The organism is Candidatus Saccharibacteria bacterium, assembly GCA_016700015.1.
Lineage (GTDB): Bacteria > Patescibacteriota > Saccharimonadia > Saccharimonadales > Saccharimonadaceae > Saccharimonas.
Genome location: CP064995.1, coordinates 53,690 through 65,249, shown reverse-complemented (window position 1 = coordinate 65,249; position 11,560 = coordinate 53,690). Strand labels below are relative to the sequence as shown.

General features: G+C 49.6%; 12 protein-coding genes and 1 tRNA gene. 3 read left to right on the top strand and 10 right to left on the bottom strand.

Annotated elements, in window-relative coordinates; all coding sequences use genetic code 11:
- Positions 1-18 precede the first annotated feature (18 nt).
- A complete protein-coding gene (locus tag IPM09_00385) occupies positions 19-411 on the top strand; it encodes a prepilin-type N-terminal cleavage/methylation domain-containing protein (GenBank protein ID QQS22003.1) in 393 nt (130 codons plus the stop codon).
- On the opposite strand, the gene IPM09_00380 is transcribed toward IPM09_00385, so the two are convergent.
- The 3 genes from IPM09_00380 to ruvA are packed head-to-tail and all read right to left on the bottom strand — an operon-like array spanning position 412 to position 2,843.
- Positions 412-1,230: a PH domain-containing protein gene (locus tag IPM09_00380; GenBank protein QQS22002.1), complete on the bottom strand. Its 819-nt coding sequence runs from the start codon at positions 1,228-1,230 to the stop codon at positions 412-414.
- Positions 1,231-1,251: 21 nt separating this feature from the next.
- A complete protein-coding gene (gene ruvB, locus IPM09_00375; protein ID QQS22001.1) occupies positions 1,252-2,268 on the bottom strand; it encodes a Holliday junction branch migration DNA helicase RuvB in 1,017 nt (338 codons plus the stop codon).
- A gap of 2 nt (positions 2,269-2,270) precedes the next feature.
- Positions 2,271-2,843 carry a Holliday junction branch migration protein RuvA gene (gene ruvA / locus IPM09_00370; protein ID QQS22000.1) on the bottom strand — a complete coding sequence of 191 codons (573 nt, stop codon included), beginning with the start codon at positions 2,841-2,843 and terminating at the stop codon, positions 2,271-2,273.
- Positions 2,844-2,906: 63 nt separating this feature from the next.
- Here ruvA and IPM09_00365 point away from each other — a divergent pair, with 63 nt between their 5' ends.
- Positions 2,907-3,422: a hypothetical protein gene (locus IPM09_00365; GenBank protein ID QQS21999.1), complete on the top strand. Its 516-nt coding sequence runs from the start codon at positions 2,907-2,909 to the stop codon at positions 3,420-3,422.
- On the opposite strand, the gene IPM09_00360 is transcribed toward IPM09_00365, so the two are convergent.
- From IPM09_00360 to IPM09_00335, 6 genes are all read right to left on the bottom strand, one after another.
- On the bottom strand, positions 3,419-5,806 hold the full coding sequence (locus IPM09_00360; GenBank protein QQS21998.1) for a PBP1A family penicillin-binding protein: 2,388 nt from the start codon (positions 5,804-5,806) through the stop codon (positions 3,419-3,421). The two genes, IPM09_00365 and IPM09_00360, sit on opposite strands and share 4 nt — an antisense overlap.
- 9 nt (positions 5,807-5,815) lie before the next feature.
- Entirely contained in the window at positions 5,816-6,301 is a 486-nt protein-coding gene (gene ruvC, locus IPM09_00355; GenBank protein ID QQS21997.1) for a crossover junction endodeoxyribonuclease RuvC, read from the bottom strand.
- Positions 6,298-6,921, bottom strand: coding sequence for a hypothetical protein (locus tag IPM09_00350; protein QQS21996.1), 624 nt, complete (start codon positions 6,919-6,921; stop codon positions 6,298-6,300). The genes ruvC and IPM09_00350 overlap by 4 nt, the downstream gene beginning before the upstream one ends.
- Before the next feature lie 17 nt (positions 6,922-6,938).
- Positions 6,939-8,420, bottom strand: a complete 1,482-nt coding sequence (locus IPM09_00345; protein ID QQS21995.1) for a hypothetical protein — start codon at positions 8,418-8,420, stop codon at positions 6,939-6,941.
- Between the two features lie 109 nt (positions 8,421-8,529).
- Positions 8,530-9,255, bottom strand: coding sequence for a YebC/PmpR family DNA-binding transcriptional regulator (locus tag IPM09_00340; protein QQS21994.1), 726 nt, complete (start codon positions 9,253-9,255; stop codon positions 8,530-8,532).
- A gap of 61 nt (positions 9,256-9,316) precedes the next feature.
- The gene (locus tag IPM09_00335) at positions 9,317-10,807 is read right to left on the bottom strand and encodes a ComEC/Rec2 family competence protein (protein ID QQS21993.1); all 1,491 of its coding nucleotides are present in this window, start codon (positions 10,805-10,807) and stop codon (positions 9,317-9,319) included.
- A gap of 137 nt (positions 10,808-10,944) precedes the next feature.
- On the opposite strand from IPM09_00335, the gene IPM09_00330 reads away from it, so the two are divergent.
- Positions 10,945-11,021: transfer RNA gene (locus IPM09_00330), tRNA-Lys, on the top strand.
- Positions 11,022-11,066: 45 nt separating this feature from the next.
- On the opposite strand, the gene IPM09_00325 is transcribed toward IPM09_00330, so the two are convergent.
- Positions 11,067-11,549, bottom strand: a complete 483-nt coding sequence (locus IPM09_00325) for a hypothetical protein (protein ID QQS21992.1) — start codon at positions 11,547-11,549, stop codon at positions 11,067-11,069.
- Positions 11,550-11,560 lie beyond the last annotated feature (11 nt).

Genomic DNA, 11,560 nt, shown 5'->3' with positions numbered 1-11,560 from the left:
TTTGCTATAATAAGCACCATGAAACATCGCGGCTTTACTGTTCTTGAGCTCATGGTCGTTATTGTCATCCTCGTCGTTGGTGGTTGGGTGTTCTACAGCGAAAAAGGCACGGTCAGCGCGGTCGTTCGCGACTCACAGCGTAAGGTCGCTATCAATGCTATGTACTATAGTCTTGAAGAGGTGTACTACGAAAAAAACAAAAGCTACCCTGCAAGCATTGATAGTAAGGTGCTCCGATCCGTCGACCCAGCGCTCTTTACCGACCCAGATGGCGTCAAGCTGGGTGACTCAGCAAGCGATTATCGCTATGAAGGCACCGGTTGTGACACCGCTGGAAAGTGCAGCGGCTACAGTCTACGGAGCGCCATGGAGCGCGAAGACGACTTTATAAAAACCAATCGCAATAAGTAACTAGTCGTTTTCGTTCGTGCTAGCGGGACCCTCAACGGGACGACCGTTTTTGAATGCCTCGACAGCGTTATTCAAAATAGCGATTTGAACTTTTGGGTTCGACACATAATCAAACCGATAGGTTGTCTCTTCGCCCTCGGTACTGAGACGAATTGAGCCATAGTTGAGTAACGTTTGCATTGGTCCGCGCTGACTAAAACTGGCGTCTTCTATATTCATCAAGCTGACAGTTTGTTCCTTCTTAGAAAATATACTGGCTTGTATTTCCTGAATAACACTTTCGTTGGTAAGAAAAAAACGATTATTGGTGTATACCCATATCGCCAGGTAGCCACCAATAAGAAATAGTATCGCCATCAGCACACCTATTAGCAGTACAGTGCCATACGATGCCACTGGCAAGCCGAGTAATTCACTGATATACGGATAGTTCATAAGCATAATAAACACTGTCGAGACCGCGATAGAGGTTGCGAGCAATGGACCCCACATGCCTATGGGGTGACGGCGCACAGCGCTAATAATATACTCGTGATCACTAAGATTAAGCCAAGGAAATGCACGCATTGATTCTTGGTGTCGTTGCTTTGTTGTCTCAGAAACTTCAACCGGTATTGGCTCGGTCGAGCGTGCAACATGTACTACTCGAGGCTGTGGTGACGGCATGACCGGTGCAGCATACAGAGGCCTACCATCAACATCGTAGGCAACTGGCTTTTGTATTAGTTCAGATTCTTGCTCGTTTGACATCAAACTCGACTCGATATTATCTTCTTTTAATGTGTCCCGGTGAACCCATCGTTCCATCATGTGGCCCATGCTATTATTATACGCTATGGCTTAGGGTTGTTGCGAAGGATTTTTACCTAAATGTAAGTAGGCGCGCGTCGTCGCTCGGCGACCCCTAGGTGTTCGCTCAATGAAACCAATTTGTAGCAAAAATGGTTCATAAAAGTCTTCAATAGTTGTTGCTTCATCTCCAGTCAGTGCGGCAATAGTCGCTAGCCCTACCGGATTGTCTCCATACGTATCGATCATGAGGCTAAGCATGTTGCGATCGGCCGGATCAAGCCCCATACTATCGATTTCGAGCATCTCGAGCGCCTTAGCAGTCGTTGTTGTGTCAATAATCCCATCGCCATTAACATCAGCGTAATCACGTACGCGTTTTAGTAAACGATTCGCAATACGCGGTGTCAACCGAGCGCGCGTGGACAACATACCGGCTGCCGATTGTTCAAGCTTACTTCCAAGAATCCCCGCCGAGCGCGTGATAATACGCGCAATTTCATCGGGCGTATAGAATTCAAGTCGGTAGATATGACCGAAACGGTCTCGCAATGGTGCCGCAAGTGCACCGGTACGAGTAGTGGCACCGATAACTGTGAAACGAGGAAGATCGAGCCGAACGCTGCGAGCTGCCGGACCCTTGCCGATGACAATGTCTAGTTTGTAGTCCTCCATCGCCGCATACAACACCTCTTCAACTGTGCGGCTCAGACGATGGATCTCATCGATAAATAGTATGTCGCCGTCTTGGAGATTCGTCAGAATTGAAGCTAGATCGCCTGCCCGCTCAATGGCTGGCCCCGCTGTGACACGAATACTCGCACTCATTTCGTTCGCAATCACAGTCGCCATGGTAGTTTTGCCGAGGCCTGGCGGGCCGTATAAGAGCACGTGGTCGATTGGTTCGCTGCGTTTTTTGGCGGCATCAATACTAAGTTTTAGGTTTTTCTTTAGCCTTTCCTGCCCGACATATTCTTTAAAACTCTGCGGCCGCAGCGTCACTTCAATCTGCTGCTCATCCGCATCATCATTATGCGTGCTGGTATCAACAATGCGCTCAATTGCCATAGTTAGCCCCTCAGTGCCTCGCGCACGCGCTCGCTTGTCGAAAGCTTTGGATCGACTGTTTCGAGTGCCTTCGTGGCGTCACTCAATGTGTACCCAAGGGCAATCAGCGCCTCGAGTGCTTCATCGCTGGTATTTAATTCTGTCTGCACGCCGCTCTGTTTTTTGTAAATAATCGGCATGCCGACTTTGTCAAATAATTTCACGATGACACTTTCGGCGGTCTTTTTGCCCACGCCGCTCGCCTGCACGATGAACGCACTATCGGCATTGGCAATCGCATTACGCACATGCTCAGCCTCACCAATGCTGAGAATTGCCAGCGCAGCCTTGGGCCCTACACCTTGCACTGTAATAAGTAATTCAAATAGTTTCTTCGCAGCCAAACTACTAAAGCCAAATAGCTCCTGGCTCTGTTCGCGAATATGATGATAGGTATACAGTTTAATACCCTGTCCTAGCTGCGCAGCATCATACTCACCAGCCGCAACCGCTACTTCGTAGCCAATACCTGCTACATCAACAATGAGCGCCCCTGCGAATTTTTCTGCAACCGTGCCGTCAACATGCGCAATCATACTTACTATTATGTCACACCTCGGGCTGTTGCACGAATACTGTGCGAACCGTACAATGACGTCATGAGCGGCATTACACACCAAGAGCAACTAGAGCAAATGGTGAGATACATCAACGAAGATTTGTTCGACATGCCCACCCCTCGCTACTTCATTGATATGGCACGTAGCGCAACACTGCTTAGTATGCTAACTGTACCGGCAGAGGATGCCGCCAATGCATACAAAGAGGCTGCGATTGAGCTCTATGTAGGCAATGCACCGTTAGCTGGCAAAATCATCAGTTCGCCAATTGATGCTCCCGACCTACAGTACCCCGTGACAGTCCTCCCCCATGGCCGGCTCACACTTCAATACTGTGTCGAAATTTCTCCTATAGGCAAATTAGAAAAGCAGTGGCATACGCGGTATCCGATACTTCACTTTGGCACAGAATTATTCGTAAGTGTTGACGCAATAGCCCATGCTATACAACACGGAGGGCTCGTACGTCTACGAGCACCCGACGACGTCGCCGCATGGCTTTACGAAAATTCATACCACTTATCGTCAGTTGCAATGCCGATGTTTGTCGATTAAGGCGATGCGACACAATTTTCAATGTCATTGGTATAGCGAGGTAGCACAAACTCGGCTGTCCTCACCCAAACAACAGTGCCGTTTGTCGTGTCACATGCCTTGACATGAGCAACGCAGTCTCCAGTATCTTTCGATTGTAGGTCAGTGTCATAGTCAATCTCTTCTATTATCTTTATCTGGCCAGTGGCAAGATCGCAAACAGCGATAGTAACTGGTTTACAGTCGTCAAGATTTTTTGAGTAACGTACGGAATCAAACGTCTCTTCGTCAATTGACTCAGTCTTCTTCGTATCAAGATTACACACTGTGATAATCACCGGATCTGGTGTACAGGATTTTGTCGGTAGCGCACCGGCCATAAAATACTCACTGTACGTTCCACTGCCAGTTTTGCTTGCCAGGCCGCCATTTGCCGTACAGATATTTCGCTGAACTATGCCGCTAGGCATATCAAACTTTTTATCTGGCACACCGACAAGCAACTTGATAAGTGTGTTACGCCACACTGGCCCCGCCATTCCAGAACCACCGTTGTTCATCGGTGAATTGTCGTTATTGCCAACCCAAACTCCAATTACATAGTCGGGCGTGTATCCGATCGTCCAGGCGTCACGACTATCGTTGGTAGTGCCCGTTTTTACTGCAGCTGTGTGTCCCGGTATATTTAATGAGCTTCCAAAAATACCCGACCTCGCTTGATTATCAGACAAAATATTCGATATAAGGTACGCGCCTTCTTTGTTAATTGCCTGGTTCCTTGTCTGGCTGTTCATCAAGATACGCTTCCCAAACTTATCGTCAACTTTCTTAATGACAGCGGTCTTATACTGCTGACCCTGGTTGGCAAACGCGGCATAGGCATTGGTCATAGTAAGTAGCGGCACTTCTTCGGAGCCAAGTGCAAGAGTCAAGTTGTGATCACGATTTTGATCGAGCTGTATGCCGAGCTTCTTCGCGCCAGCCACTGATTTATCAATCGTGTAATCCTGCATCACTTTGATACTCGGTATGTTGAGTGACCAGTTTAGTGCCTTGCGAACAGTGACATCGCCATACCACTGACGACTAGCGTTCATTGGTTTGTAGCCACCACCAAAGTCGGTTAGCTCATCATGGTAGATTGTAGCCGGCGTAATAACACCGTCGGCGAGCGCCTGCGAGTAGTAGATTGGCTTGAAGCTACTGCCCGGCTGCCTTGCAGTCGTTACCATATTCACCTTGCCCCATTTGTCATTGTTGTAGTCGGCACTACCAACAAGGCTCCTAATTTCGCCAGACTTTGGGTCGATAATTACTGCGCTGATGTTGCTCCCACCATTGCGGTTCACATAGCCAAGTTGACCGGCAACACTTTGGTTGAGGATGCCCTGCGCATTAGTATCAAGCGTTGTGGTCACTTGAAACCCTGAGCGCATTACCTGCTCATAGCCATACTTTTCGCTCAGCTCACCAATCACCATTTCAACAAAATGCGGTGCAATTGAGTCAGGTGTATCGGCCGATTTTGCGTACGTCAGTTGTTCAGCGAGTGCAGCTGCTTTTTGATCTTCGGTAATATATTTTTCAGCCACCATTCTGGTTAACACTTTTTCTTGACGCTGCTTAGCATAGTCCGCATTGCCACTAATTGGCGAGTAGGCGCTCGGGGCGGGGAGTATGCCGATAAGCATTGCACTTTCAGCCAATGTCAGATCCTTCGGTGTTTTTCCGTAGTAGGTTTTGGCCGCTTCTTCAATCCCAAAGGCGTTTTCCCCATAATAGACTGAGTTTAGATACATCATGAGTATCTGGTCTTTTGTATAATTCTGCTCAATTGCGATTGCCATTACCAGTTCCTGATACTTGCGCAAGACGTTTTTGTCATCAGTCAGCAAGGTATTCTTCACTAGTTGCTGTGTAATTGTCGAGCCGCCATAGGCTGCGCGTCGCAAAACGAGATTAGTCCATAATGAACGGATAATACTGCCTAAGTTAAAGCCAGCGTGCTTATAAAAATCCTTATCTTCGGTTGCTATCAGGGCGTTCTTTGCGTCAGGAGCCATTTGGTCGAGCTGTACGAGCGTGCGATGTTCGGCCTTACCTATGCTGTAAAATGATTTACCGTCTTTATCGAGCAATACGAGTCCGGTATTATTACGGTTCATCAAGCGCTCTTGGTCACGAATGTCATTGGCAAGCAGTAGATAGGTGATAACGGGCGTGACAATCAGAAAAAGTAATATTGGCATCGCCAACACCAATACCTTGCGCTTCAGACTTAGCTCCACAAACCATGCAATCATTCTTGGTTGGCGAGTACGGTGACGACGCGATGAACTGTGAGGTTTCGACTTGCTGGCCAGATTGCTATAACGGTTCATCCGAGCCGGTTGATGCTTTTTCATACCTCTTTATTATACTCCCTGTGCGCCACGGAGTGAGAACGCACACATAATCGCCGCCGCCAAAGCATCGGCACAGTCATCGGGCTTCGGAACTTCCTTGAGGCCAAGCTGCATGCGCACCATTTCTTGCATCTGCTTTTTATCGGCGCGCCCGTAACCCGTCATCGTTTGTTTAATTTGAAGCGGTGTATATTCTTCAATGTGTAGTCCCGCCTGTTGGCCAGTCAGCATTGCGACGCCACGAGCATGTGAGACACTCATGGCAGTTGTGATATTTTGATTAAAAAATAGTTTTTCAATCGCCATAACAGTCGGCTTAGTTTCACTGATAATTTCGCTAAGACCCTGGTAGATTTCCTCAAGTCGAACGGGCAGGGGAGTATGCGCCGGTGTTCGGATGACTCCTGCGGTTACAAGCGTCGTTCTCCCCTTCACCGCGTCTATCACGCCAAAGCCCAATATGCCGGTACCTGGATCTATGCCAATAATTCTCACCTGCCTTCACCTGCTCTTTCTTGCTGCATACGAATAAGGTTCTGCTGGGCCTGCGAGAGCCATTTTCCGTCATCAACCCCAATCCGCGGCAACTCCCTATCGCCTTCTGTAATCGTCTGGGTGATCACGGCAGCTGCCGATTGCCAAAACTCATGCCAAGGTGGTGAACCGTATTCCTGCCAAAGCCTATCGGTATGGGAACAAAATTTATCATACGGCAACCCCATGTTGTAGACGTCACCATAGTGTAGCGCAATTGCACCCATACTTGCACGGTGAGCCTTGTAGCGGGTACCTAAAATCATTCCGGCTATTTCTTTACGCTGGCGTAAAGGTAGATCGCGCTTTAGCGCTTCCATGGTGAGGTGTACTGCATAGTGCTCTTTCGTTTCAAAATGGGCCGCGTCTTGATGGTCGTGCCCGGCATCATGCCAAGCGGCCGCAATCTGCAGAAGCCCGCGATTGACGTGTCGCGTCCAGCGACCGCCGCTATTGAGCAAAACAAGGCTATCACGCATGACTGCTTCGGCATGCGACCAGTTGTGATACGGCTGTGATGGGTTGTAGTATGGCTTTGCTTTTACACAAAGCGAGTCGACGGTAGCGGGGTGCAGCTTCATGCTATCAGTATAGCGAGTTACCAGCGGCGTGTCACCACGCGGATGGCCTTTAAGCCCATCGCCTGAAATTCTCGACGCCACTCCCACGCCGCATAGCCTAGTGCCACCGCCGCAACTGCACCTGCTGTCCACCACATTGTCGATGACGAACTGCTAGTTGCAACCGGCTGAACTGGGAAAGGTGCGAGTGGCATGGCCGACGTCTGCTGTTTGCGGCAGCGATTAGTGGCCGGATTTCGCTCATAGCCTTCATCGCAGGGTAGCAGCTCGGCGACGGCACTGGCGATACTGCGACAGCGATTGGTGAGCGGGTTACGTTCTTGCCCTTCACCACATGGTGTCACGCTTAGCTTTGCGCTCGCCGTAGCGCGACAGCGATTGGTATCGGGGTTACGCATTTGACCTTCAGGGCAGGTCGCAAGCTCGTTCACCGCTTCCTCGACGGAGCGACAGCGGCCCGTATCGGGATTTCGGTACTTACTTGCCGGACATTCCGTCACCGGTTCGATTGGCAGTGTTATCAGGTTGGCTCGGTCGGGCTGCGGTGTTGTCGTCCAGCTCCAGCTACCGGCATTTCTCGCATAAGCCAGTCCTTGTTCGTGAACACCTGCAGATGGGTAGTGCGTAAGTATGCTGTCGTAATGCGTCGTACCCCAGGTGTCTTCCAGCCACACGTAACCGCCGCTATTGGTAAGTGATAGTCTACTCCCATCATCTGTCAACCAAACAGTTTTGTAGTCGCCTGGTGCTAGGGAGCCAGCCAAATGAATGGTATTGGAAGCCGTGCGATTTGACGAGCTACTATCGGTACGAAGGACATACTCATCAAGTACAAGTTCATCGTTTCCCGTGTTAACGAGCTTTACATAATCGCTGCAGAGTACACTAGCGTCAAATGGTGCACAGTCGCTCGCATAGGAGTAAATTTCGTCTACCATCAAATCTTTTGGTTCCTGCGGCGCCACATAAAGTCCATCGTCAAACAGACTGCGATAACTGACATCAGTAAATGTCGACAAATAGCCATCAACACCGCGGTTGCGCTGCATCAGTGCAGTCGTTAGCTTAACAGCGACATCATTGTTCCGAAAGCCTGGACTGCGCAGGCTCAATGTAGTGATGGCAAGTGGCGAAACAACCGTTTCATGCCAACCATCAATTTGATACGTGCTTGGTGGGTCAACCACTAATGGTTTTGCGAGCACGACATGCCGATTTGGCTCCAACAGCCCGCTATAGTGACTCGAGATTTGAAGGGTGCGTTTGTTGATATCATCAACAATACTCCACTTGGTAATATCAAGTGGTATGTCACCGTCGTTGTAAAGTTCAATCAATCCCACGTCCTTACCGGAAGCTTGCGTCTGATAGGCACTAATAATAAGCGGAGATGTGAGGGGAAAATAGGTTTCGGTCGTCGCGAGCGCGGCAGCACGGTGGGTGGTTACAATACCGAGCACCATAACACACACTAAAGACACCAAAAGTTTTGGTCGCATTCCCCCAGCTCCCCTATTATTGTTGCAATTACCCTACATATACACCTATGTCATGTGGCAGTGCAAACATAGGCATGATAGATTGGTAAATTTTACAGCAAATCGTCGATTAGTCCGAAACTTCAACGGTAATATCGGCGTTGGTGTGAACATTCACAACATCATCGACTTCATCGAGCGCATCCATTACTTTCATAACTTTTCGTGCCGTCTCTGGATTATCTACCGGCACAGAGGCGTTTGGTACATACTGTAGCTCAGCATCTTCGATAGCGCACCCAGCAGCCGCTAGTGTATTGCGTACCTTGGCGAGATCTTTCATGTCGGTATAGACGGTTAGTCCACCCGTTTCTTCTTGGACGTCTTCGGCACCAGCATCGAGTGCAGCCAGTAACACTTCTTCGTCTGTCGTGTTGAGCCGTATTACGCCTTTGCGCGTGAATTGGAACATCACACTGCCGGCGTCTGCCATCGTGCCACCATTTTTGGTAATAGCCGTACGAACTTCGGGGTACGTGCGATTTTTGTTGTCGGTTGCCGTTTCAATAATAAATGCAACACCGCCCGGCCCATACGCTTCATAGGTCGCTTCTTCGAGCTGCGCCGCGTTTTTGTCGGCTACGCGGTCAATCGCCCGCTGAATGTTTGCAGCTGGCATATTGGCGGCTTTAGCTTTTTCGATGGCAAGTGCCAGGCTAGAGTTTATGACAGGGTCGGTGCCACCCCGAGCCGCGATCGCAATCATGTTACCAATTTTTGTGAATACAGCGCCGCGTTTGGCATCAACAATCGCTTTCTGACGATGGGTCGTCGCCCATTTACTGTGTCCAGACATACATACTCCTATTTTTTGTCAATCAATCTGCCCTTAGTATACCAGAGGTGAAAACCAATTTCTACTCGACAATCGAGGCATTACGTAATTTGTAGCCGCTGGCGCGCTGCATGTGCCAGCAAGCGAGCACCAAGGCCACATACCAGCCTATGACGCCAGCAAGCGGCAATCGCCACTCCACAAGCGCCCATGGTATATCAGCACACCAGCGAATGACAGCAATCATGGTATCAAGTAGCAACTGTGCGGGCCAGCCAACAATTGTTGCCCACGCCGGCACCACGAGTGCCGTCAGTCCAGCAATAAAAGTAAGCAGCATTGCAAGCGGCACAAATGGCAAAATGATCAAATTACTAATAATTGCTATCGCGCTAAATTTGCCAAAAATAAACAGAATAATCGGCAGGGTGGCAATCTGCGCAGAAAAAGTTTCGCCTAAAATTTGCACAATACTCGGCGGGCGCTCTGTTCCAAAAAAGTAAGCAGTAAGCAGCGGTGCAACAATCATAACGCCAGCAAATGCTGCAAAACTCAGCTGCCAGCCGACATTGCCCCACGCATAACTTGGATTGAAAAGCACCGTCACGGCCGCCGCAAAGCTAAGCAGGGTCACAGGGTGAAACTTACGACCATAATACCATGCCCACAGCCCAAGTCCTGCCACAAGCCCAGCCCTGGTCATGCTTGGACTAAGCCCAGTAATGGCAATAAAGCTGGCAATTAACCCTATGCCAGTAAGTGCCGATAGGTATTTGGAGATTTTTTCAAATAAACGTCGCCCAAGCCGCACCAGAATCGTCAAATTATAACCGCTCGCTACAACAATGTGTGTTAGGCCGGCGACTTGCAGCGCCGTCGCCAGGTCGTCTGGCAAACCGCGCTTTTGCCCGAGTAAGTAACCAATCCCTAGGCTCGCCGCAGGTTCATGAATCGCCGTGCTTACTGCTTGCGAAAATCCGTTACGCGCCGTAAGCGCTACGTCGCCTGGCTGTTCGCGAGCGACTAATTGAAACTTCGTATCAACCATACTTGCAGGGTAACTACCAAACCCAAGCTGTAATTTGCCGTCTACACGTACCGTGTCACTGCGCTGTACGTTAGCAGCAAGCGGCGTCGGCGTGCTCACCCAAACATTTCCCACTAGTCCATGCCCTTCCATTGTCACATTTTGGAGCCGAAGCGTAGTTTGGCCACGGCTATTCGTATCGCTATCGTCGACTACTCTCCCCGTTAGCTCAACATGTTTTCCATAGAGTGGGGCGTAGGTGGTCAGTGCCTGCTGATCAATGCTACCACGCCATAGCCCAATTAGTCCGCCACCAAGTACCGCTACGGCAAGAAGCCATCTTCGACCTGCCGCTCCGGCAAGCACGCAGCATATCAGCCCGACAAAGAGCCAAATGATTTCTGCAAAGCTATTCCACCACTGCGCAGCAGTAATACCAACAAGTACACCCATACAGCTGGCAGTAAAATACCATGTCGGGTGAATCTTAATGCGTAGCCAATACATACTGCGGTTTATCGTACCACCTTTAATTGACAAATCCACCCCTTAGGTGGTATATTTTTGTAGTATTCCCGTTAGCGCGGGCCCATAGCTCAGCCTGATCAATAGTCGAGCACCTGCCTTTTAAGGCAGCTATACACCACATGATGTACCTTTCGTTACCCAGTTCCCGTAAATACGGGCCCATAGCTCAGCCGGTTAGAGCACCTGCCTTTTAAGCAGGGTGTCCCGAGTTCAAGCCTCGGTGGGCCCTCCAAGTAAAACGTCCATCCTTTCAGATGGACGTTTTACTTGGCAATACTTACTTCTTGTGATGATCGCGTGGTAGTGGTTTTTTATAGAACATGATGTCAAACAAAGCCAGCACTATACCGGCCGTGATGATGTATTTGTCGTAGGCTAGCAGCTGCACTACATACTGCTTGCTTGCTTCGTCGAGTACCACGGCGTTGGCAAAGGCGCCGTAGGTGAGCATGGCTGCAAGCACAGCAAACAAGAGGCTCGAGTACCAACTATGGTGATGGTGGGTAGCTTTGGGCGCACGAATCATGAGAATAAGTGCCGGTATGAGCGTAAGGGCTATGGCAACAATGCTACTGAGCGGCGGACGTACAATAATCACGCCGGTACCAGCGATCAGTGGTGTTAGGCTATCGGTCCACAGCTTAGCAAGCACCGCACCGGCGGCAAGTGCCAGAGCCGGCACGCCCATACTTTTGCGGCTAAAAAATCCGACAACAAAAAGTATAGCCAGATAGATACCGAGCATGATCAAAAAGGTCATGCCTACAGTAT

Coding starts and splice junctions, on each gene's coding strand:
- IPM09_00385 (QQS22003.1), top strand. CDS start 19: ATGAAACATCGCGGCTTTACTGTTCTTGAGCTCATGGTCGTTATTGTC.
- IPM09_00380 (QQS22002.1), bottom strand. CDS start 1,230: ATGGGCCACATGATGGAACGATGGGTTCACCGGGACACATTAAAAGAA.
- ruvB (QQS22001.1), bottom strand. CDS start 2,268: ATGGCAATTGAGCGCATTGTTGATACCAGCACGCATAATGATGATGCG.
- ruvA (QQS22000.1), bottom strand. CDS start 2,843: ATGATTGCGCATGTTGACGGCACGGTTGCAGAAAAATTCGCAGGGGCG.
- IPM09_00365 (QQS21999.1), top strand. CDS start 2,907: ATGAGCGGCATTACACACCAAGAGCAACTAGAGCAAATGGTGAGATAC.
- IPM09_00360 (QQS21998.1), bottom strand. CDS start 5,806: ATGAAAAAGCATCAACCGGCTCGGATGAACCGTTATAGCAATCTGGCC.
- IPM09_00350 (QQS21996.1), bottom strand. CDS start 6,921: ATGAAGCTGCACCCCGCTACCGTCGACTCGCTTTGTGTAAAAGCAAAG.
- IPM09_00345 (QQS21995.1), bottom strand. CDS start 8,420: ATGCGACCAAAACTTTTGGTGTCTTTAGTGTGTGTTATGGTGCTCGGT.
- IPM09_00340 (QQS21994.1), bottom strand. CDS start 9,255: ATGTCTGGACACAGTAAATGGGCGACGACCCATCGTCAGAAAGCGATT.
- IPM09_00325 (QQS21992.1), bottom strand. CDS start 11,549: ATGACCTTTTTGATCATGCTCGGTATCTATCTGGCTATACTTTTTGTT.